This window comes from Lentzea kristufekii, assembly GCF_033949925.1.
In the GTDB taxonomy this organism is placed as follows: Bacteria; Actinomycetota; Actinomycetes; order Mycobacteriales; family Pseudonocardiaceae; genus Lentzea; species Lentzea kristufekii.
In genome coordinates this window covers 59694-81656 of record NZ_JAXAVV010000022.1, presented here as the reverse complement: position 1 = coordinate 81656, position 21963 = coordinate 59694, and the positions used below count along the sequence as shown (strand labels likewise).

Sequence of the window (21963 nt, the reverse complement as noted above, 5' to 3'; positions counted from 1 at the left end):
GTGGACCTCACCCGGAAACAGGTGCTCCTCCACCGGATCCATCAGCACGAACTGGACCGGCGGATCAGCGACGCGACCGAGCTGGCGGTGTTCTCCCTGGGCGTCCAGGACAACACCTCCGGCTCGGCCCTGCTGAGTCTCGCCGCCCGGCTGGACGCACCGTCGACAGACGACTTCACCGTCACCTGGTCCGTGCGGGGCGCTCCTCACCTGCACCGGGCCGGCGAGCTGAAGGCGTTCGCCCGCGCGCTGTGGCCGTGGAGCGACGCCGACGCCCGCGCCCGCGCCGCACGTCCGAAGGTGGACGACATGCTGGCGTCGCTGCGGCACATCGCCACCGCGATGAGGTCGATCGTCACGAAGCCGATGACCAAGGGCGAGGTGAGCAAGGCGCTGACCCCGTTGGCTCCCAAGCAGACGATCGAACCGTGCCGGGGCTGCCAGACCGAGCACGTGAGCGACCCGATCTTCCGCCTCGGCGCGCTGCCCGCGGGTCTCCGGATCCTCCCGGAGGAGAAGACCGTGACGTTCGAACGCATCCACGGCTGGCCGGGCGTGCCGCGCAAGACCGCGGGCTTCGACGAGCTGGTGCACCGGTACCTGACGCTGCACGGCCCCGCCGGACCGTCCGAAGTGGCCGGTTACTTCGGCACGTCGACCCGCGAGGTCAAGAAGCGGTGGCCGAAGGAGGGCCTGGTCGAGGTGACCGTCGAGGGTGCGAAGGCGTGGCTGCCGGAGGACCTGGAGATCGCCGACGCCGAACCGCCGGAGATCAGGCTCCTGCCGCCGACCGACCCGTACCTCCAGGCGCGCGACCGGGACCTGCTGCTGCCGGACAAGGCCGCGCAGAAGGACATCTTCCGCATTCTCGGCCGGCGCGGGGCGATCCTGGTCGACGGCGAGATCGCGGGCTCCTGGCAGGGCAGGGTGGTGTCGGGCAAGCGGTTCGAGGTGACGGCAACGCCGTACCGCCCGCTGCCGGACCTCCTGCCGGAGACCCAGGTCCTGGCCCGGGCGAAGGGGCTAGACGACGCAAGCGTCAAGGGCGACTGACACGTCGTCCGTGACGATCAGCGACTTCAGCGCGGCGTGCGAGACGAAACCCTTGTCCCGCAACTCCGTCAGCCACTCGACGAGTCCCTTGTAGTGGTCGTCGACGTCGAGCAGCACGACGGGCTTGCCGTGCATGCCGAGCACGCCGGCCGTCCACACCTCGAAGAACTCCTCGGCGGTGCCGATGCCGCCCGGCAGCGTCAGGAACGCGTCCGCCTTGTCGTCCATCATCTTCTTGCGCTCGCGCATGGTGTCGACGACGTGCAGCTCGGTCGACTCGCGGTCGGCGATCTCCCTGGTGGCGAGGCCCTTCGGGATGACGCCGTAGGTGTGGGCGCCGCCGGCCCTGGCCTCCCGTGCCACCGCGCCCATCATCGACGTCTGCCCGCCGCCCCAGACGAGGTGCCAGCCGCGTGCCGCGATCTGGCGCCCGACCTCCGCGGCGAGGTCGACATAACTCCGGGGAACGGTGGCGAGGCTTCCGCAGTAAACAGCTACGTACATCGGTCTGAGATTTCCACTTCCGTGCTCGAAGGTGCCGGACGAGCTGGGCGGCGCGCACCTCGCGGCCGGGTGATGTGGCCGCGGCCCACCGCGCGGGGCAGCGGGCCGTGGCCTTGCTCGGCGCAGAACGTCAGTGCGAGTCCGCCCATGCCTTGTGCGCATCCTTGACCACGCGCACCGCGTCGTCGATGTCGTCGGTGAGGTGCAGCAGCGCGAGGTCCTTCTCGCCGACCTTGCCGCCCGGGAGCACCGAGCTCTGGATCCAGTCGTAAAGGCCCTGCCAGTACTCGGTTCCGAACAGCACGACCGGGAACTTCGTGACCTTCTTCGTCTGCACCAGGGTCAGCGCCTCGAACAGTTCGTCGAGCGTGCCGAAACCACCCGGCAGGCAGATGAACGCCTGCGAGTACTTGATGAACATCGTCTTGCGCACGAAGAAGTAGCGGAAGTTCACGCCGAGGTCGACCCACGGGTTGAGGCCCTGCTCGAACGGCAGCTCGATGCCGAGCCCGATCGAGAAACCACCGGCCTCCGAACACCCGCGGTTGACCGCCTCCATCGCGCCCGGACCGCCACCGGTGATCGCCGCGAACCCGGCCTCGGCCAGCGCCGCGCCCAGCTCGCGCCCGGTCTGGTACTCCGGGTGGTCACGGCCGGTGCGCGCGGATCCGAAGACCGTCACCGCACTCGGCACCTCGGCCAGCGCGCCGAAACCCTCGACGAACTCGGCCTGGATCCGCAGCACCCGCCACGGGTCGGTGTGCACCCAGTCCGAGGGGCCGCGGGAGTCGAGCAGGCGCTGGTCCGTGGTGGTGGTGCGGTCGTCCTTGCGGTCACGCCGCTCCACGACCGGGCCGCGACGCTTCTCCGAGGGGCGCTCATCGACGGCGCCGTTCTTCTTCTCTTCCGTCATCACTGAGATTCTAGTGATCAGTCCAGCAAAAACCGCTTAAGCACGGCGAAACACTCGGTGATCTGCCGGACCGGCACGTTCTCCTCCTGGGTGTGCGCCAGCGTCGGATCACCCGGCCCGAAGTTGACCGCGGGCATGCCCAGCGCCGCGAACCGCGCCACGTCCGTCCAGCCCAGCTTGGCCACCGGGGTGCCGCCGGCGGCCAGCACGAGTTCCTGTGCCGCAGGGGCGTTGAGACCCGGCAGCGCACCGGCCGCCTGGTCCGTGACGGTGACGTCGAAGCCCTCGAAGACCTCGCGGAGGTGCTGTTCGGCCTGTCCCACCGTGCGGTCCGGCGCGAACCGGTGGTTGACGGTGAGCACGGCCTCGTCCGGCACGACGTTGCCCGCGACGCCGCCGCTGATCTTCACGGCCTGCAGGCCCTCGTGGTAGTGGCAGCCGTCGATCTCCGGCTGGCGCGGCACGTAGGCCTCCAGCCTGCGCAGCGCCTCGCCCAGGCCGTGGATGGCGTTGCGGCCCATCCACGCCCTGGCGGTGTGGGCGCGCTTTCCGGACGTCCTGATCTCGATGCGCATCGTGCCCTGGCAGCCCGCCTCGACCGTGCCGCCGGACGGCTCGCACACGATCGCGAGATCGCCCAGCAGCCACTCCGGGAGGTCGCGCTGGATCCTGGTGAGCCCGTTGCGTTCGGCCTCGATCTCCTCGCAGTCGTAGAAGACGAACGTGAGGTCGTGGCGCGCGTTCCGGCTCAGGGCCGCGATCGCGAGCATGACCGCGTCGCCGCCCTTCATGTCGACGGTGCCGCAGCCGTGCAGGACGTCGCCCTCGCGGCGGCTCGGGAAGTTCTGGTTGATCGGCACGGTGTCCAGGTGCCCGGCGAGCACCACCCGGCGCTCCCGGCCGAGGTTCGTCCTGGCCAGCACGGAGTTCCCTGATCGGGTGATCTCCAGGTGGGGCGCGTGGAGTTCCAGCGACCGCTGCACGAGGTCCGCGATCTCCGCCTCCTCCCCGGACACGCTGCGAACATCCACGAGCGAGGTCGTCAGGTCGATCGGGTCGGCGAACAGATCAAGGGTGTCGGACACGCGGTTCACCCTACTCAGGCGGCTTGGGCGCTGGGCCGTTCAGCCGATACCGTGCTGTGCGTGATCAAGCGCACACTCCTGGTCATCTCCCTGCTGCTCACGACCACCGGCTGCGGCGAGGCTCCCGCCGCGTGCGACCGGCAGTGCGGCGAGATCCGGGCGTTGTTCACCGCGCCGTGCGGCTCGCAGCACAGCTTCACCCCGGCCGACTGCGCCGCGTGGGTGGACGACGTCAGCGCCATGACCCGGCAGCTCGACACGTCGCTGCGGGGCAAGCAGGTCCAGGAGGACGTCAGCGAGGTCCTGCCCCGGCTGATGACCGCCGTGGGCGACTTCGAGGCGCACCGGTGCGCGGAGGTGCGCGTCGACAACGTGTCCAGCACCGACGCGCGTCAGTCGAAGTGCAACGAGGCCCTCATCGCGACCCGCGGCGACCTGGGCTCGCTGTACTTCAGCGCGGAGGTTCCGGACTGATCTTCCGGCGGCCGGCCCTCCCCCGCCGGACGGTGGCCGGACCGGCCAGCGGACTAAGCTCGACACCTGTGAGCACCGCATACGGCATCGGCCTGGCCACTGTGACCCCGGACGGCACCGTCCTCGACACCTGGTACCCGTCCCCCACCCTCGGTGAGACGGCGGAGCTGGGCGTCGTCCGCGTGTCCTCCGCCGAGATCGCGGAGGTCCTGGGTGAGGCCGCCGCGAAGCTGCTCGGCGAGGACCTGGAACGCGGCGTCGAGGTCGTCGGCGTCAAGGTCGCCATCGACCTGGAAGCCGCCCCGGAGAACACCTACGACATCTGGCTGCGCCTGCACCTGCTCAGCCACCGCCTGATCAAGCCGCACGGCGCGAACCTCGACGGCATGTTCGGCCTGCTGACGAACGTCGTGTGGACGAACCACGGCCCGTGCGCGGTCGACGGCTTCGAGCAGACCCGCACCCGCCTTCGCGTGCGCGGCCCGGTGACGGTGTTCAGCATCGACAAGTTCCCGCGCATGGTCGACTACGTCGTCCCGTCCGGTGTCCGCATCGGCGACGCGGACCGGGTCCGCCTCGGCGCCCACCTCGCGTCCGGCACCACGGTCATGCACGAGGGCTTCGTGAACTTCAACGCCGGCACGCTCGGCAGCTCCATGGTCGAGGGCCGCATCTCCGGCGGCGTCGTGGTCGGCGACGGCTCGGACGTCGGTGGCGGCGCGTCGATCATGGGCACGCTGTCCGGCGGCGGCAAGCAGGTCATCAGCATCGGCGAGCGCTGCCTGCTCGGCGCGAACGCCGGTCTGGGCATCTCGCTCGGCGACGACTGCGTGATCGAGGCGGGCCTCTACGTCACCGCCGGCACGAAGGTGACGCTGCCCGACGGCGAGGTCGTCAAGGCGGTCACGTTGAGCGGACAATCGAACCTGCTGTTCATCCGGGACTCGGTGACCGGCGCGGTGAAGGTCAAGCCCCGGAAGGGCACCGGCGTCGAGCTCAACGCGGCGCTGCACGCCAACGACTGAGCGCAAGCGAAACTCGGTGTCTGGGGCCCGGTCTGCGCAGGCAGACTGGGCCCTTGCCGGCTCTAGGAGGTGCACGTGCTGAAACAGCGACTTGAGTTGAACGCTCGCGCCGCGATCGAGCGTGCCCTGGAGGGGGCGCAGTCCGAGGACTCCTTCGTGGAGTTCAAGACCCAGTGGCCGATCGACCACGGCAAGGCGGCCCGCCAGATCGCCGCGCTGTGCAACGCCGCGCGCGGGTCGGAGGCCATGTGGATCGTCGGCGTCGACGAGAAGGGCCGGTACGTCAAAGGCGCGCTGGCCGAGGAGCTGTCGAGCTGGTGGCCCCGGGTCGAGAGCCACTTCGACGGCGTGGCACCGGGTCTGACCACCGTCGCGTTCGACTGGGCGCGCGGCCGCACGGTCGTCGTCCTCAGTCTGCAGACCGACAACGCGCCGTACGTGTTCGTCACGAAGAAAGAGCCCTACAGCAGGGAAATCCCGTGGCGCTCAGGTGAGCGCACCCGGTCCGCGCGGCGCAGCGAGGTGCTGGAACTGCTGGTGCCCAAGCTGGACATGCCCGGCTGGGAGTTCGTCAGCGCCCGCGCGACGCTGAGCCAGCACTCGCCGACGCTGCGGTTCGAGGGCGACCTCTACCTGGAGACGAACCAGCCGTTGTCGTTGCCGCACCACAGATGCCACTCGTACGCGACGTACGGGCTCGACAGCGAGACGGTCGACCTGGCGTTCAGCTTCCGCACGAACACGCGGGACGTGCGAGCGGTCGAACGCGTCGTGCGCGTCGCGGAACCGGCCGTGCTGCACGTCAGCGCGGACGCCGACGTGGAGCTGGACTCGTTCGCCGACCTGTGGGACCTGCATTGGCACCTCGTGCTCGGCCTCGGCCTGAGCGGCGAGGAGATCAGCACGTCGGTGCGGCTGACCACGGACGCCGTGCCACCGAACCAGTTCACCCGCAGGGTCTGGTCGGCTCTCAAGCCCTGAGATCAGACGCCGAGGCGCTCGACCGCCGCGCCGATCCGTTCGTCGGTGGCCGTGAGCGCGACCCGCACGTGCTTCGCACCCGCCGGTCCGTAGAACGTGCCCGGAGCCGCGAGGATGCCGCGGTCGGCCAGCCAGGAGATCGTCTCCCAGGAGTCCTCACCGCGGGACGACCACAGGTAGAGCCCCGCCTCCGAGTGCGACACGGTGAACCCGGCCGCCTCCAGCGCGGGCTTCAGGACCTCGCGCCGGGCCAGGTACCGGGACCGCTGCTCGGCCACGTGCGCGTCGTCCTCCAGGGCGGCGCGCATGGCCTCCTGCACCGGCCGCGGCACGATCATGCCCGCGTGCTTGCGCAGCTCCAGCAGGCCCGCGATCAGCTCCGGGTCACCGGTGATGAACCCGGCCCGGTAGCCCGCGAGCGACGACGACTTCGACAGCGAGTGCACGGCGAGCACCCCGTCGAACGAGTCCACGACGGACGGGTGCAGCACCGACACCGGCGAGGAGTCCCACGGCAGCGCCAGGTAGCACTCGTCCGACGCCACGATCGCGCCGACCGCGCGGGCGGCGGCCACCGCGTCGCGCAGCTGTTCGGCCGACAGCACGCGCCCGGTCGGGTTCGACGGCGAGTTGAGCCACACCAGCTTCGTGCCGGCGGGCGGCAGTTCGCCGTCGGCCAGGCGGACGACCTCGGCCCCCGCCATCAGCGCGCCCACCTCGTAGGTGGGGTACGCGACGGCGGGCACGGCCACGACGTCACCCGGCCCGACGCCGAGCAGGGTGGGCAGCCACGCCACGAGCTCCTTGGAGCCGATCGTGGGCAGCACCGCCGCTTCCCGGACCCCGACGATCCCGTACCGGCGCTCCACCGCGGCGACGAAGGCCGCGCGCAGCTCAGGAGTGCCGTGGGTGGTCGGGTAGCCGGGAACGTCGGCGACCGACGACAGCGCGGACTGGATCACCGCGGGAACCGGGTCGACAGGGGTGCCGACCGACAGGTCGACCACGCCGCCGGGGTGCTTGCGCGCCTTGGCGGCGTGGCCTGCCAGCTGGTCCCACGGGAAGTCCGGCAGCGCCGGGCCCCTGCGTGAAATGATCAATGCCCCTCAGCCTGCGGTGCGAGCGCCTTCACGAACTCCGGGTCGGCGCTGACCTTGCCGACCTTCGACGCGCCACCGGGCGAGCCGAGCTCGTTGAAGAAGTCGACGTTCGCCTTGGTGTAGTCCTTCCACTCGTCGGGGACGTCGTCCTCGTAGTAGATGGCTTCCACCGGGCACACGGGTTCGCACGCGCCACAGTCCACACACTCGTCGGGGTGGATGTAGAGCATCCGGTCGCCTTCGTAGATGCAGTCGACGGGGCACTCTTCGATGCACGCCTTGTCGAGCAGATCCACGCACGGCTGGGCGATCACATAAGTCACTGCGCTCTCCAACTTCATCGGTCACACCGCGCAAGCCGGAGAGTACGCGGCACGTTCGAGTATCACCCGGTCAGGCTTGCCTTAGCTGCACGGTGTGCCACGTCACAACCCCTGCTCGGAAAATCTCTTCCCAACCTAGTCAGGATGGACGCGTGCACACCGTGGATCACCTGGAATCACTCTGCGCGCGAGCATGGCCCGCCCTGGCAGAAGTTCCGCTTGGAGACTGGTTGATGCGTGCCGCCGCGGGCTTCACCGGCCGCGCCAACAGCACGCTGACCTGCGGTGATCCCGGCATGCCCGTTCCGGACGCGTTGAGGGCCGCTCAAGGGTTCGCCCGCGAGCACGGCATCAAACCGACCGCGCATGTGGTCAACGGCTCACCGCCGGAGTCCGCGATCGAATCCGCGGGCTGGCGCATCGATCTGGATCATCCGGGTGGCGCCGAGTCGCTGGTGATGACCGGCCCGCTGGAGAAGTTCGCGGAGGGCGAAGCCGAGAGTCGTGATCTTCCCGGATGGTGGGAACTCACGGCCGGGCCCGAGGTGTCCGCCGCGCAACGACACGTGCTCGGCAGCGGGGACGGCGTCTGCTTCGCGAGCATCACCGCCGGCGACACCGTGATCGCGGCCGTGCGCGGCGCCGTGGTCGAGGACGTGCTGCACGTCGCCCGGCTCGCCGTGCGGCCGTCACATCGCCGCCAGGGCCTCGCGAGGCGGCTCATGGGCGAGCTCGCGGGCTGGGGCCTGGCACAGGGCGCCACGACGTGCGCGCTGCAGGTGGCCGAGCACAACGAGCCGGCGATCCGGCTGTACGAGGAACTCGGCTGCACCGAGCACCACCGCTACCGCTACTGGATCCCGGCGGGCTCGTAGAGGCCCGGCCGGTTCGCCGCGTTGCGCGCCATCACGGCACCCACGGCCACCGCGCCGGGGAACGCGCCGGCGGCGAGCATCAACAGCCCGCGCCAGTCCTGCAGCAGCAGGACGGGCGTGCTGGCGTTGGAGCCCGGCTCCAGGTAGCCGAACGCCATCAGCGTGAAGAACCAGACCAGCAGCGGCAGCGCGGCGGTCAGGACCCGCTGGGACAGCCCGGCCGCCCACGACACCAGCAGGGGCGTCGTGACGCCGGCCACGACGATCATGATCGGGAACGGCCAGGCACCCAGGTCCGGCAGCAACGTGCCGTCGAAGCGCAGGGGCAGGAACATCGTTTCGAGCACGGCGAGCACTGCTGCCTCGACGCACAAGAGCAGCAGGAAGACGACTCGCCAGCTACCTGTCACCCAGTCCTCCGAACAGATCCGCGGCCGCACCCTCCGGCGAGCCCTTGGCGAGCACGTAGTACTCGGCACCGACCAGCGGCTGCGCGATGTTGTTCGACAGCGCGTACCCGCCGTCCCACACACTGACCTGCGTCGAGTGTGCACGCAACGCGCGGCGCTTGGCCGTCAGGTGCTCCGACACGTCGACAACCGTTGTGATCTCTTCATCGGGCGTCACCGGGAGCTCGCCCGGCCCGGGCAGCCGGAACGCCTCGGGGACGTTCTCCAGCGCGGCCACACCGGCGTTCGTGGCGTCGCGGGACGTCACCGCGTAGAAGACCCGCTCGACCTCGGAGACCTGGGCACACGCGGCGACCGTGATCTCGTGCGCGCGGATGTGGTCGGGGTGTCCGTAACCGCCGAACGCGTCGTAGCTCACGACGACCTGCGGCTTCACCTCGCGCAGGATCTCGACCAGCTGGGCGGTCTGGTCGTCGAGCGGTCCCTGGACGAACGCGCGGGGCTTGGCGTTGGACGGCACGTCGACCATGCCGGAGTCGCGCCACCGGCCGATGCCGCCGAGGAACCTGTGGTCCGTCACCCCGAGTGCGGCGCAGGCTGATCTCAGCTCACCCACCCGGTAACCACCCAGCTGGTCGGCGGCGTCGGCGGCGAGGTTCGCCAGCGCGGGCGGGATGATCTCGCCCTCTTCGCCCAGCGTGCAGGTGACGACGGTGACGTGCGCGCCGGCCGAGGCGTAGCGCGCGATGGTGCCGCCGGTCCAGAGACTCTCGTCGTCCGGGTGGGCGTGCACGAAGAGCAACCGTGGTGGGGCAGTCAGCGTCACCGGAAAAGAGTAAAGGTTGGCCCAAGTGTGGTTCCGCCGCACCCGCGGCCAAGAACGTGCCGAGTTGGTTGTGGTCGTTTCGCGACCACAACCAACTCGACGACCAACTTCTAGACGACCACGCGTTCCTCGGCGAAGTGGCACGCGGACAACGTTCCTTCCGGCCCACCACGCCTTTCCAGCTTCGGTTCCTCGGTGGCGCAGATGTCCTGGGCCTTCCAGCACCGCGTGCGGAACCGGCACCCCGACGGCGGGTTGACCGGCGACGGCACGTCACCGGTCAGCACGATCCGCTGGCGCTTGCGCTCCGCCTTCGGGTCCGGCATCGGCACAGCGGACAGCAACGCCTGCGTGTACGGGTGCATCGGCTTGCCGTAGATGGCCTCGCGCTCGCCGATCTCGATGATCTTGCCGAGGTACATGACCGCGACCCGGTCCGAGATGTGCCGCACCACCGAGAGGTCGTGCGCGACGAACAGGTACGCGAGCCCGAGCCGTTCCTGCAGCTCCTCCAACAGGTTCACGACACCGGCCTGCACCGAGACGTCCAAAGCGGACACCGGCTCGTCCAGCACCAGGAACCGCGGGTTCAGCGCCAGCGCACGGGCGATGCCGATGCGCTGCCGCTGACCGCCGGAGAACTCGTGCGCGTAACGGCTGCGGTGCTCCGGGTTCAGGCCCACGAGCTCCATCAGCTCGTTGACCCGCCGCTGCACGCCGCCCTCGACACCGTGGATCACCAGGGGTTCCGCGATGATGTCGTTGACCTGCCACTTGGGGTTCAACGACGCGTACGGGTCCTGGAAGACGATCTGGATGTCCTTGCGCAACGGCCGCAACTGCTTGTTGCTCATGGACGTCAGCTCGCGGCCCTCGAACTTCACCGAGCCCGAGGTCGGCTTGTGCAGCTGCAGGATCGCGCGCCCGGTCGTGGACTTGCCGCAGCCGGACTCGCCGACGAGGCCGAGCGTCTCTCCGGCCTGCAGCGAGAACGACACGCCGGACACGGCCTGCACCGTGCCGGTGTTGCGCGGGATGATCCCCTTGCCCCGCACGGGGAACTCCTTGACGAGGTCGGTGACCTCCAGCAGTGGCGCGGTCACTTCGCCTCCTCGTCTTTCAGGTCGGTGATCAAAGAGCCGTGCACGGCGGTCACTTCGAGCGACTCGTCGGGGTTGGCCGCGGCGAACGCGGCCGGGTTCTCCACCGTGCCGATCTCGTCGTGCAGGAACAGCTTCTGCGGCGTCTCGATCATCGCCAGGTGCTCCCAGCGGTGGCACCGCGTCTTGTGGTTCGCGGCGCCGGCCTCCTCCAGCAGCGGTTCCCACTCGTGGCACACGTCGGCGACGAGGGGGCAGCGCGGCGAGAACGAGCAGCCACTCGGCAGGTTCACCAGAGACGGCGGCGCGCCCTTGATCGGGGTGAGCCGCTTGCCCAGGGTGGCCGGGTTCGGGACCGAACCCAGAAGTCCCACCGTGTAAGGCATCCGCGGCCGTTCGAAGACGTCGTCGACCGGGCCGGACTCGACCACGGTGCCGCCGTACATCACCTGCACGCGGTTGACCATGCCCGCGACCACGCCGAGGTCGTGCGTGATCATGACGATCGCCGCGTCGGTCTCGGCCTGCAGGCGCAGCATGGTGTCGAGGATCTGCGCCTGCACCGTCACGTCGAGCGCGGTGGTCGGCTCGTCGGCGATGATCACGCTGGGGTCGTTGATGATCGCCATCGCGATGACCACGCGCTGCCGCATACCGCCGGAGAACTCGTGCGGGTACTGCGCCGCGCGCTTGTCCGGCTGCGGGATGCCGACCAGTTCCAGTGCCTCGACCGCCTTGGCCCACGCCGCCTTCTTGGAGACGTCGTGGTGTGCGCGGTAGGTCTCGGCGAGCTGCCACCCCACGGTGTAGACGGGGTTCAGCGACGTCATCGGGTCCTGGAAGATCATCGAGATGTGCTTGCTGCGGAACGGTTGCATCTGCTTGTAGGTGCGACCGTTCAGCTCCTCGCCGCGGTAGCGGATCGAGCCTTCGACGACGGCGTTCTTGGGCAGCAGGCCCATGATCGCCATGGAGGACACGGACTTGCCGGAGCCCGACTCGCCGACGATGCCCAGCACGTCGCCGGGGTTGAGGTCGAACGAGACGTTGCGCACGGCACGGACGTCGCCGTCGTCGGTCGGGAAGGTGACCGACAGGTCCTTGACCGAGAGCAGCGGCGCGGTGGTGCCGGAGGGCAGGAAGTCCTCCGTCAGTTCGGAAACACTCATCAGGCACGCACCTTCGTCTGCCTCGGGTCGAACGCGTCGCGCAGGCCGTCACCGATGAAGTTGACGGCCAGGGAGAGCGACACGAGCACGATGAACGGGCCCCAGAACAGCCACGGCCGGTTCATGAACTGCCCGTAGTTCTCGAGCACGATCACACCGAGCGAGGTGTCCGGGGGCTGGACGCCCAGTCCCAGGAACGACAGCGCGGCCTCGGTCAGCACCGCGGCGGCGATCGCCAGCGTGGCGTTCACCGTGATGCTGCCGATCATGTTCGGCACGAGGTGCTTGAAGATGATGCGCGGCGTCGAGGCGCCACACGCCCGCGCCGCCTCGATGAACTCCCGCTGCGCCAGCGAAAGCGTCTCACCGCGGGTGATGCGCGCGATCGACATCCACGCGAACGCGGCGAGCACCAGCGCGACGACGTACCAGCTGCCGGAGAAGCCCTTGACGACGATCGCGGCGACCGCGATCTGCGGGATGATCAGCAGCAGGTCGACCAGGCGCATCAGCACCGTGTCGATGAAGCCGCGGAGATATCCCGCCAGGGCACCGAAGGTCACGCCGATCGCGGTCGCCAGCGCGGCCACGATCAACGCGATCTGCAGCGAGTAGGCCGTGCCGCGCATGAGCAGCGCGAGCATGTCCTTGCCGACCTGGGTGGTGCCGAGCGGGTGGGTGCCGCTCATCGGCTGGTAGGACTTGCTGGTCACGTCCTCGTAGTCGAACGTCCAGATGAACGGGCCGACGAACGCGAACAGCACGAGGAAGACGAAGACGCCGAGGCTCACCATCGCGAGCCGGTGGCGCAGGAAGCGCCGCAGCACGAGCTGGCCCTGCGTGCGGGTCTTGGTGGCGTCGAACTCGTGGGAACCGGACTCGGGAGCGCTGTTCACCACTCCGCCCTCGGACGCCAAGTTGATGTTAGCCAAGGCGAATCCTAGGGTCGAGGATGCCGTAAACGACGTCGGCGATCAGGTTGAACAGCACGATCAGGGTCGCCGTGACGGCGAGCCAGCCCATCAGCATCGGCGGGTCGAACTGCCGCACGGAGTTGACCAGCAGCGTGCCCATGCCGGCCCAGCCGAACACGGTCTCGGTGATGATCGCGCCGGACAGCACGGCACCGAAGTTCAGCGAGAACAGCGTGGACACCGGGATGAGCGCGTTGCGGAACGCGTGCTTGAAGATCACGCGGCTCTGCGAGATGCCCTTCGCCCGCGCGGTGCGCACGAAGTCCGAGTGCAGGATCTCCAGCATGGAGGCGCGTTCGAACCGGCTGTAGGCGGCGAAGCTGATCAGCATCAGCGCGACCGTCGGCAGCAGGAACGTGCCGGTGTACTTGAAGATCACTTCACCGAAGCTGCCGCTGAAGCCACCCGGCCGGGGGCCCGCGGTGGTGAGCCAGCGGTCCAGCCCCATCGACTCCAGGACGTTGTTGAACTGGATGCCGTAGTTCTTCACAATGACCGCGACGCAGAAGATCGGCATCGAGAACATGAGGAACGCGGTGCTGGTGGCCAGGTAGTCGAAGATCGAGTACTGGCGCACGGCGGCGAGCACGCCGACCGAGACACCCAGTGTGAGGGCCAGGAGCTCGGCGCCGATGACGAGGCGTCCGGTGGTCCACAGCGCGTCGGTGACGGCCGGGAAGACAGCGGTCTTGGCCTGACCGAGGGCGATGCTCTGGCCCCAGTCACCGGACAGGAAGTCGGCGAGCCAGTTCCAGTAGCGGACGAAGACCGGCTTGTCCAAGCCGAGGGCGACCTCGGCGGCCTTGAGGTCGGCTTCGGTGACGCCGGGCCGGAATCGCATTTCCGCCAAGGGGTTTCCGGCGGTGGCGACGAGGACGTAACAGGCGAAGCTGCCGATCAGCAGGATGGGTATGGAGATCAGCAGCCGTCGGATGATGTAGCGGATCACGGCGGGCTCCTAGGGGGCAACCCGGCTCGGGCGGGGCCGGACTCGTGGTCCGGCCCCGCCCGGTCAGGCGTTGCGCACTTCAGCTAAGACGATTTACTTGGTCTGCCACTCGTTGGCGTTCCAAAGCGCGCCGTAGTAGCTCTGGAAGTACACGCGGTCGAGCCCCTTGAAGGCCCACATGTTCGGCATCTGGAAGAGCGGGAGCGATGCGTAGGCGTTCGAGATCTCCTCGTCGGCCTTCTGGAAGTACTTGAGCGAGTCCGCGATCGACGTCTGGGACACGGCCGACTTGAAGGCGTCGTCCGCAGCCGGGACGGTCAGGTTCTGCCAGTTCTGGCCACCGCCCGTCTCGTAGATCGACTTCTTGTCGCTCTTGGTCGGGCCACCGGACCACGCGAACAGCGCGACGTCGTAGTCACCCTGGCTCACGCGCTCGTCGAGGAAGTTCGGGTCGGTGTCGTCCTTGATCTCGATACCGGCTTCCTTGCACTGACCCTGGACCAGCTCGACGGTCTGCTTGCGCCGCGGGATGTCGGTGTGGCTGATCCGGAAGGAGGCACGCACGCCGTCCTTCGCGAACACGCCGTCGGCACCCTGCGTCCAGCCCGCGTCACTGAGGATCTTCTTCGCCGCGGTCGGGTCGCCCTTGGCCTTCTCGGCGTAGAGGTCCTTGTAGCCCTCGTCCTTCGGGAAGAAGATCAGGCTGCCGAGCGGCTTCGCGTCGGCCTGCACCTCGGAGATCAGCTTGTCGATGATGTCCTGGCGCTTGACGCACATGAAGAACGCCTTGCGGATCTCTTCCTTGGAGAGAACCGGGTTCTTCATCTGGATGTCGAAGTGCTCGAACGACAGGCCGGGGCCCGCGCCGAACGTGATGCCCTGGGCGCTGAGGCCCTTCAGCTTCGTCGCGGCGTTCGCGTCGGGCTGGGCCATGGAGTTGACGGCGACCTCGCCGTTCTCCAGCGCCTGCGCCTGCGCGACGGGGTCCGGGACCGCCTTGAGGACGATCTTGGACGGGCCACCGGGCTTGCCGACCCACTTGGGGTTGCGCTCCAGCGTCACCGACTGGTTCGGCTCGAATGCCGTCAGGACGTAGGGGCCCGCACCCGGCATGAGCGCCGCGGTGAAGCCGTTCCACTTCTCGTTCCAGAAGTCGGCTGCCTTCTGGATGTCAGCGGCCGCGCTGTCCTTGTTGAGCTTGGTGATGTCGGCGATGCCGGCGTTCTTCTCCAGGATGTGCGCGGGGAGAACGTCGTTGTTGAACAGGCCGATGTAGTCCGGGTACGGGTCGGCGAACGAGCCGACGAACGTCTGGTCGTCCTTGCACTCACCGGTCATCAGGTCGTACCCGGTGCTGCCGGCCGGCTTGAAGTACTTGCTGCCGTCGGCCTTCTTGGACGAGTTGCTCTGCGTGAACCACGCCATGTAGAAGTCGTCGCAGTCCCAGGCTTCGCCGTCGGACCAGCTGACGCCCTTCTTCAGCTTCCACGTCACGACCTGCGGAGACTTCGAGGTGACCTCGACGCTCTCCATCACGTCCTTGTTGACGCTGTACTTGTTGTTGCCGTTCAGAATGTGCGCGCCGGGCTGCGTGAGAACCAGCGCGAACGTGTTGTAGGACTGGTTGGCGTCCTCAGTCGCGTTGTTGTACGCGGTGAACGCCTTGTCCGTCGACACCACGACCTGGTCGCTCTGCTTGGTTTCCGGCGCGGTGTAGCCGTCCGCGGACTCGCCGCGTGCGACAGCCATCTCCGCGATGGTGGAGTCGCCACCGTTCGCGTCGGTGCCTCCACCGCCGCCACCACCACAGGCACCCAGCACGAGAGACGCGCTGGCGACCAGCGCGATCGCCGGAAGTGCTTTGGTTCTCCTCATCGACACGTGCCCTCCTAGCACTGGGCGGCCGTGACCTGGTCGGCCAGCACGCCCATAACCGTGATGTGCCATACGCGCCCCGAACCGGCACATCGTGGGCAGCACGGTAAGAACCCGTTGAGGCGGCGGTCACTACCTGAGAGGGGGATCGTGACCCAATGGAAACAGGTTGTAGCAGGCCGCAATGGCCCGATTACCGGGCGAAAGCGTTCGTTGACCGGGCACACGAAATTCTGTCAACGACGGCGGCCGAACGTAGCAACGCGAAAAAGAACCGCGCAACCGGTTTTCGGCCCCTCGGCTACTTGTCGAGACGCCGCCATTCGGGCGCGCCGCTGAGCACGCCCGCCAGGGGTGCCCCGGTGTCGACGCCCGAAACCGTGGGAAGGACACCAAGTAGGTCCACTACCTGGAACAACGGCACCGAAACGGCCTGGGCGGCGATCAACGGCTCGACCCTGGCGAGCACGTCGGACACCAGGACCTTGCCGTTCAGCGCGGCGTCGATGTCGGCCTGGATCGCCGGGTCGCAGAAGCCGGCGGCGTTCTGCGGGCTGGGCGTCGCCCCGTCCGGAGCGTCACCGGCACACCCGAACTCGCTCGCGAGCGCCGCCGCCGTGTCCCCCGCGTCGACCCGCGGCACGACAGCGATGTCGATGTCCTTCTCCGTGAGCTGCGTGCTGAAGAGGTCCTCGGCACTCGGCGTGACGACCTCGGAGTCGATCCCGCGTTCCTTCAGCTGGACCTTGATCCGGTTCGCGATGCCGACGTACGGCTCGACCTTCTCCGGCGCGGCGATGCGGAGCTTGAGCGCCTTGCCCGCCTTCTGCCACTCGGTGCCGGCCTTCGAGTAGCCGGCCTCGGTCAGCAACCGCTCGCTCGCCGCCGCGTCGAGCGTGTTCCCGTTGATCGTCTTCACGAACCCGGCACGGCTGGGCGGCACCACGTACGAGTCGGCCCGGAACGAGGCGCTCGGCCCGCTCTGCGTCCCGGACGCGATGAGCGCGTCGCGGTCGAGCGCGGCCACGATCGCCTTGCGCGTCTTGACGTCCGCGAGCCGCTCGCTCGCCGGCCGCAACAGCACCTGCACGACCTCGTTGCGCGGCACGGGCTTCGTGGTGACCTTCTCGATCTCCTTGAGCAGGTTCACGTCCGCCGCGTCCGCACGCAGAAGCGCGGCCTGGTTGTCGCCTTTGGACAGTGACTCGGCCATCGCGCTGTGCGTGGCCCTGCGGATGACGACCCGGTCGAGCGTGGTCGGCACCTCCCAGTACCGATCGCTGCGCTCGAGCACGACCTCGCCGCGCGGCTCGTCGAGGCTGCGCACCTGGAAAGGCCCTGCGGTGGCCGGGAAGCCGGTGGCGAGCACGTTCGACCACGTGCCGGGCGCGTCCTTGAGCAGGTGCGCGGGCAACAGGTTCGAGAAGAGGCTCCGCCACCCCGGGAACGGCTTGCCGAAGGTGACCTCGACGACCTTGCCGCCCTCACGGGCGCTGATGTTGTTGACAAGCCGGTAACCCGCCGGATCCACAACACCGGGTTCGGCCCGCATACGCTGCCAGAGGTAGTAGAAGTCCTCGGCGGCGATCGGAGCGCTGTCCGACCAGCTGGCGTCCTTGCGAATCGTGTAGGTGACCGTGAACGGTTCGGCCTTGGTGACCTTCGCGCTCACCATCAGGTTCCGGTCGAGCTGCGGCGCGCCGTCGTTGCCCGGCCTGAACGGGCTCGGCAGCAGCAGCGAGCTCAACGCGGTCGTGATGGGACTCTGCGCGGCGAGGGCGTGCGGGTTGTAACCGCCGGCCACGTCGTCCACGCCGACCACGATCTCGGTGACCTTGGGCCCCGTGGTGGTGATGACAGGAGCCTCGGACTTCGGCACCAGGGGCGGAGGCGGCGCGTTCGTGCACGCCGCAGCTGTGCCGCACAGGACGGCAGCAGCAAGCACTCCCCCGAGTCGCCTCATGGTCCTCACATTGCCAGAAGGTTGGTGGTCGCGTTCGGGCAACCCAGGTTTTGTCACCCGCGCCACTTGTAGGGACGTGTGGTGGTTGTGACGGGTTGCTCGTCCGGTGAGTAGTACGGCTCACCTGGTCGAGTGGTTCGGGGGTGGGGCAGGTTGGTGCCGGGATGGGTGCGGGGATGGGCTGGGTGTTGAGCTGGGGCGCCTGGGCGGGTCGGCTTGCGTTGGCCGGTGCCGGTTCCAGCGGGGCGGTCACCTGCCGTGCGACTGGTCACCTTGCGTCGGCGGGCGGGTGGGCACCGTGCGGGTCGGCTTGCGGGCTTTTGTCGCGTTCCAGCGGGGTGGTCGCCGATGCGTTCAGGTCGCCTTGCGTGGGTGGTCGCTCGGGCAGTACCGGGCCGGTGCCGGTCATCGCCACTTCGCGACGATAGCGATTGGGGCTTGACCTTGAGCCTCTGGCGGGATGCTTTAACGGCCGGAAAAGGCCGGGCTGAAAAGCGCCCGACCGTGCCCATGAGAGGAGCATCCCGCCCACTCAAGGTCAAGCCCCAATCGCAGTGCGGTGGTTGCGTCACCACCGCTTGACCAGCACAAAGAGGTTCACACGCCTCGGCTTCGCCATTGCCGCCGACGACAGGTGACTCGGCTCCGCCATTGCCCTTCAGGTGAGGAGGGACGCCTCGGCTCCGCCATTGCCGTTAGTGGCAGGGCGGCTTGGCTTCGCCGTTGCCCTTCGCGCAAGGAGGGACGCATCGGCTCCGCCATTGCCGTGGGCGGGCGGGTGGCTCGGCTTCGCCGTTGCCCTGGGCGCACGGAGGGACGCCTCGGCTCCGCCGTTGCGTTGGGCGGCAGGGTGGCTTGCCTTCGGCGTTGCCCTTGCTTCGCGGTTTGAGTCTCGCCGCGCCACGACTGGGCCTCGCCTTCTGGGCGCTCCCTGGTTCCGCGCCACCCCGACATGACCCGACCCCGGCCTCCTGCCGGTCCCGTCATCCGCGTGGCCCCGATCTCGACCTCGCCCGCCAGACGGTCGCCTCGTCCCGCGCTGCCCCGGCCCCGGTCACTCCTTCAGCGTGCCCTGTCCCGCACCCCTGCGAGCCCCTGAGACCACTCCTCCGGCGCGCCCTGTCCCGTGCCCTGGCGGGCTTCCCCGGAGACGACGAAGGGCGGCCAGGCCATCTCGGCCCGGCCGCCCCTGTCAGGCGTTACGTCAGCGCTGGTACTAGCCGCGCTGCTTGAGGCGCGAGCGCTCGCGGCCGCGCAGGTTCGCGTCCAGGGTCACCTTGCGGACGCGGATGACGTCCGGGGCCACCTCCACGCACTCGTCGGAGGCGCAGAACTCCAGCGCCTCCTCCAGCGAGAGCTTGCGGGGGCGGGCCAGGGTCTCCATCACGTCTGCCGTGGAGGAGCGCATGTTCGTGAGCTTCTTCTCGCGGGTGATGTTGACGTCGAGGTCCTCGGCGCGCGGGTTCTCGCCCACGACCATGCCCTCGTAGGCGTCGGCACCCGGCTCCACGAAGAACGTGCCGCGGTCGGCCAGCTGGATCATCGCGTAGGCGGTGATAGAGCCGGTGCGGTCGGCGACCAGGGAGCCGTTGTGGCGGGTGCGGATCTCGCCCGCCCACGGGCCGTAGCCCTCGGAGACGGCGTTGGCGATGCCGGTGCCGCGGGTCTCGGTGAGGAACTCCGTGCGGAAGCCGATGAGGCCTCGCGACGGGACCACGTAGTCGAGCTTGATGCGGCCGGTGCCGTGGCCCGACATGTTCTCCATGCGGCCCTTGCGGTTCGCCAGCAGCTGCGTGACGGCGCCGAGGTGCTCCTCGGGGCAGTCGACGGACAGGCGCTCGAACGGCTCGTGGACCTTGCCGTCGACGGTGTGCGTGACGACCTGGGGCTTGCCCACGGTCAGCTCGAAGCCCTCGCGGCGCATCTGCTCGACCAGGATGGCCAGCGCCAGCTCGCCGCGGCCCTGCACCTCCCAGGTGTCCGGGCGCTCGGTCGGGAGCACCTTCACGGACACGTTGCCGACGAGTTCGGCGTCGAGACGCGCCTTGAGCACGCGGGCGGTGAGCTTGGTGCCGCCGTTGCGACCCGCCAGGGGCGAGGTGTTCACACCGACGGTCATCGAGATGGCCGGCTGGTCGACCGTGATCCGGGGCAGCGCCTCGGGGTTCTCGGCGTCGGCCAGCGTGTCACCGATGGTGATGTCCGAGATGCCGGCGATGGCGACCAGGTCACCCGCACGAGCGAACTCGGCCGGGACGCGGTCCAGCGCCTCGGCGATGAGGAGCTCGGTGATGCGGACCTTGACGGGCTCGCCGTCCTCACGGCACCAGGCGACGGTCTCGCCCTTGCGCAGCGTGCCCCGGTGGATGCGGCACAGCGCGATGCGGCCGAGGAACGTCGAGGCGTCGAGGTTCGTGACGAGCGCCTGCAGCGGGCCGTCGACGTCGACGTGAGGAGCGGGGATGTGGTCGAGCAGCACCTGGAACAGGACGTCCAGGTTCTCCTCGTCCGGCTGGCCGCCGTCCTCGGGCTGGTTCAGCGACGCGCGACCGGCGCGCGCCGAGGCGAAGACGACCGGCAGGTCCAGCACGGACTCGTCGGCGCCCACCTCGGTCGCGAGGTCGAGCAGCAGGTCGTGGGCTTCCTCGACGACCTCGGAGATCCGGGCGTCGGGGCGGTCGACCTTGTTGACCAGCAGGATCACCGGCAGGCCGGCCGCGAGCGTCTTGCGCAGCACGAAGCGCGTCTGGGGCAGCGGGCCCTCGGACGCGTCGACCAGCAGGACGACGCCGTCGACCATCGACAGCGCGCGCTCGACCTCACCGCCGAAGTCGGCGTGGCCGGGGGTGTCGACCACGTTGATGATCACGTCGCCGTCCGGCGTGTGCCTGCGCACAGCCGTGTTCTTGGCGAGGATCGTGATGCCCTTCTCCCGCTCGAGCTCGCCCGAGTCCATGACCCGGTCGACGAGCTCGGCACGCGCGGAGAAGGCGCCGGACTGGCGCAACATTGCATCGACCAAGGTGGTCTTACCGTGGTCGACGTGCGCGACGATCGCGACATTTCGCAGGTCAGTTCGCGTCTGAAGGACAGACGCGGTGGCCGTGGGCACGCAGAACTCCTAGAGCTTCGAAGGCGTTGGAGGGGCTCGCGCCGGACACTTCGATGCGCAGGGCCGTTGCTGATACTACCGGCTGCGTCGCCATTACCACACAAGAGTGCCAGTGAACTGAGCCTCACCTACTCTGGCGATACGTGGCGGAGTGGAGTTCAACCAGTGGGCAAGAAGCTCAAGAAGAAGTGCTGCCGGTCCAAGCCCCAGTGCAAGCGCTGCCCGGTTCCGTTCCTGCTCAAGGAGCGTGACAAGGCCAGGAAGAAGGCCGCGAAGAAGGCTGAGAAGGCGGCCAAGAAGGCCCTGAAGAAGGCGGCTTGATCAAGCGCGCGCTCCTCGCCGTCCTGCTGATGGCCACGACAGCGGGAGAACCCGTCTCCGAGGCCCGCTCGTACCTCGACACCGCCCTCGGCCTGCTCCAGCAGCACTCGATGGAGAGCGCGACGGCCGACTGGAAGGAGCTGCGTGCCGAAGCTCACCGTGACGCCGCGCACGCTCGACACGCCGCTGACGTGTACCCGGCGATCAGGCGTGTGATCACGGAGCTCGGCAACCCGCACACAGCCCTGCTCGCCTCGGCGACCGGGGGCGCGCCGGCCCCGGTCCGCACGGCCCCCGACGGCAGGATGATCGGCTCGGCCGCGTACCTGCGGTTGCCGGAGACCTCCTCGGACAACGGCGACGCGTATGCCGAGGCCGGCCTGCGGCTGGTGCGGGACCTCGCCGGAGCCGGGCCACGGGGATGGGTGGTCGACCTGCGCGGCAACGGCGGCGGCGACATGCATCCGATGCTCACGGTGGTGGCACCACTGCTGGGCGAGGGCAGGACGGGGATGTTCGTCCACCCGGACGGCAGGACGTCGGACTGGGGTGTGCGCGACGGCCACGTCCACAACGGCGACCACGTCGTGTTCCCGCAGATGGAGATGCCCGTTGTGGGACGCGGCCCGGTGGCGGTCCTGGTCGACGGCCGGACGGCCAGCTCGGGCGAGGCGGTGCTGCTGTCGTTCACCGGCGCCGCCGGCACGCACAGCTTCGGCGAGCCCACCACGGGGTTCGCCACGGGCAACGAGGTCTTCGACCTGCCCGACGGCGCCCGGCTCGCGATCACCACGATGCACATGGCCGACCGCACCGGCCGGACGTACGGCAACGCCCCGATCGCCCCGCAGACGCAGGTCAGCAACTCGCGCGGCAGCGCCGATCGCGTGCTCGACACCGCGATCGCCTGGCTGGCCGGACGGACCTAGTG

General features: G+C 68.9%; 21 protein-coding genes. 7 read left to right on the top strand and 14 right to left on the bottom strand.

What is annotated here, in order from left to right; all coding sequences use genetic code 11:
- On the top strand, positions 1-1053 hold the full coding sequence (locus SK571_RS34975; protein ID WP_319988384.1) for a winged helix DNA-binding domain-containing protein: 1053 nt from the start codon (positions 1-3) through the stop codon (positions 1051-1053).
- On the opposite strand, the gene SK571_RS34970 is transcribed toward SK571_RS34975, so the two are convergent.
- From SK571_RS34970 to dapE, 3 genes are all read right to left on the bottom strand, one after another.
- The gene (locus SK571_RS34970; protein ID WP_319988383.1) at positions 1024-1557 is read right to left on the bottom strand and encodes an LOG family protein; all 534 of its coding nucleotides are present in this window, start codon (positions 1555-1557) and stop codon (positions 1024-1026) included. The genes SK571_RS34975 and SK571_RS34970 overlap by 30 nt on opposite strands.
- 130 nt (positions 1558-1687) lie before the next feature.
- The gene (locus SK571_RS34965; RefSeq protein ID WP_319988382.1) at positions 1688-2470 is read right to left on the bottom strand and encodes an LOG family protein; all 783 of its coding nucleotides are present in this window, start codon (positions 2468-2470) and stop codon (positions 1688-1690) included.
- Positions 2471-2487: 17 nt separating this feature from the next.
- The gene (dapE, locus tag SK571_RS34960) at positions 2488-3555 is read right to left on the bottom strand and encodes a succinyl-diaminopimelate desuccinylase (RefSeq protein WP_319988381.1); all 1068 of its coding nucleotides are present in this window, start codon (positions 3553-3555) and stop codon (positions 2488-2490) included.
- A 60-nt stretch (positions 3556-3615) separates the two neighbouring features.
- Here dapE and SK571_RS34955 point away from each other — a divergent pair, with 60 nt between their 5' ends.
- The 3 genes from SK571_RS34955 to SK571_RS34945 all read left to right on the top strand — a co-directional run bounded on the left by SK571_RS34955 (position 3616) and on the right by SK571_RS34945 (position 6035).
- Complete coding sequence (locus tag SK571_RS34955) at positions 3616-4029, top strand: hypothetical protein (RefSeq protein WP_319988380.1); 414 nt, start codon at positions 3616-3618, stop codon at positions 4027-4029.
- 68 nt (positions 4030-4097) lie between these two features.
- A complete protein-coding gene (dapD, locus tag SK571_RS34950; protein ID WP_319988379.1) occupies positions 4098-5054 on the top strand; it encodes a 2,3,4,5-tetrahydropyridine-2,6-dicarboxylate N-succinyltransferase in 957 nt (318 codons plus the stop codon).
- Positions 5055-5129: 75 nt separating this feature from the next.
- The gene (locus SK571_RS34945) at positions 5130-6035 is read left to right on the top strand and encodes a hypothetical protein (RefSeq protein WP_090065641.1); all 906 of its coding nucleotides are present in this window, start codon (positions 5130-5132) and stop codon (positions 6033-6035) included.
- 2 nt (positions 6036-6037) lie between these two features.
- Here SK571_RS34945 and dapC read toward each other — a convergent pair whose 3' ends face one another.
- Positions 6038-7129 (bottom strand): succinyldiaminopimelate transaminase, encoded by a 1092-nt coding sequence (gene dapC, locus SK571_RS34940; RefSeq protein WP_319988456.1) that lies wholly within the window; start codon positions 7127-7129, stop codon positions 6038-6040.
- Between the two features lie 2 nt (positions 7130-7131).
- On the bottom strand, positions 7132-7458 hold the full coding sequence (gene fdxA, locus SK571_RS34935; protein ID WP_319988455.1) for a ferredoxin: 327 nt from the start codon (positions 7456-7458) through the stop codon (positions 7132-7134).
- 92 nt (positions 7459-7550) lie between these two features.
- On the opposite strand from fdxA, the gene SK571_RS34930 reads away from it, so the two are divergent.
- Positions 7551-8333: a GNAT family N-acetyltransferase gene (locus SK571_RS34930; protein WP_454780190.1), complete on the top strand. Its 783-nt coding sequence runs from the start codon at positions 7551-7553 to the stop codon at positions 8331-8333.
- Here SK571_RS34930 and SK571_RS34925 read toward each other — a convergent pair.
- The 9 genes from SK571_RS34925 to typA all read right to left on the bottom strand — a co-directional run bounded on the left by SK571_RS34925 (position 8309) and on the right by typA (position 20711).
- The gene (locus tag SK571_RS34925) at positions 8309-8743 is read right to left on the bottom strand and encodes a hypothetical protein (protein WP_319988377.1); all 435 of its coding nucleotides are present in this window, start codon (positions 8741-8743) and stop codon (positions 8309-8311) included. The two genes, SK571_RS34930 and SK571_RS34925, sit on opposite strands and share 25 nt — an antisense overlap.
- Positions 8733-9569, bottom strand: a complete 837-nt coding sequence (gene mshB / locus SK571_RS34920) for an N-acetyl-1-D-myo-inositol-2-amino-2-deoxy-alpha-D-glucopyranoside deacetylase (RefSeq protein WP_319988376.1) — start codon at positions 9567-9569, stop codon at positions 8733-8735. Before mshB ends, SK571_RS34925 begins: the two co-directional genes overlap by 11 nt.
- A gap of 110 nt (positions 9570-9679) precedes the next feature.
- Positions 9680-10672: an ABC transporter ATP-binding protein gene (locus SK571_RS34915; protein ID WP_319988375.1), complete on the bottom strand. Its 993-nt coding sequence runs from the start codon at positions 10670-10672 to the stop codon at positions 9680-9682.
- On the bottom strand, positions 10669-11838 hold the full coding sequence (locus SK571_RS34910; RefSeq protein WP_319988374.1) for an ABC transporter ATP-binding protein: 1170 nt from the start codon (positions 11836-11838) through the stop codon (positions 10669-10671). The genes SK571_RS34915 and SK571_RS34910 overlap by 4 nt, the downstream gene beginning before the upstream one ends.
- Positions 11838-12770 carry an ABC transporter permease gene (locus SK571_RS34905; RefSeq protein ID WP_406602077.1) on the bottom strand — a complete coding sequence of 311 codons (933 nt, stop codon included), beginning with the start codon at positions 12768-12770 and terminating at the stop codon, positions 11838-11840. Before SK571_RS34905 ends, SK571_RS34910 begins: the two co-directional genes overlap by 1 nt.
- Complete coding sequence (locus SK571_RS34900; protein WP_319988373.1) at positions 12763-13761, bottom strand: ABC transporter permease; 999 nt, start codon at positions 13759-13761, stop codon at positions 12763-12765. Before SK571_RS34900 ends, SK571_RS34905 begins: the two co-directional genes overlap by 8 nt.
- A gap of 93 nt (positions 13762-13854) precedes the next feature.
- Positions 13855-15636, bottom strand: coding sequence for an ABC transporter family substrate-binding protein (locus SK571_RS34895; protein ID WP_319988372.1), 1782 nt, complete (start codon positions 15634-15636; stop codon positions 13855-13857).
- A gap of 301 nt (positions 15637-15937) precedes the next feature.
- Complete coding sequence (locus tag SK571_RS34890) at positions 15938-17599, bottom strand: ABC transporter family substrate-binding protein (RefSeq protein ID WP_319988371.1); 1662 nt, start codon at positions 17597-17599, stop codon at positions 15938-15940.
- A 1216-nt stretch (positions 17600-18815) separates the two neighbouring features.
- Positions 18816-20711, bottom strand: a complete 1896-nt coding sequence (typA, locus tag SK571_RS34885; RefSeq protein WP_319988370.1) for a translational GTPase TypA — start codon at positions 20709-20711, stop codon at positions 18816-18818.
- A gap of 165 nt (positions 20712-20876) precedes the next feature.
- Between typA and SK571_RS34880 the strand changes: the two genes are divergently transcribed.
- Positions 20877-21032: a hypothetical protein gene (locus SK571_RS34880; RefSeq protein ID WP_167974072.1), complete on the top strand. Its 156-nt coding sequence runs from the start codon at positions 20877-20879 to the stop codon at positions 21030-21032.
- Positions 21029-21961: a S41 family peptidase gene (locus tag SK571_RS34875; protein ID WP_319988369.1), complete on the top strand. Its 933-nt coding sequence runs from the start codon at positions 21029-21031 to the stop codon at positions 21959-21961. The genes SK571_RS34880 and SK571_RS34875 overlap by 4 nt, the downstream gene beginning before the upstream one ends.
- Positions 21962-21963: the final 2 nt, after the last annotated feature.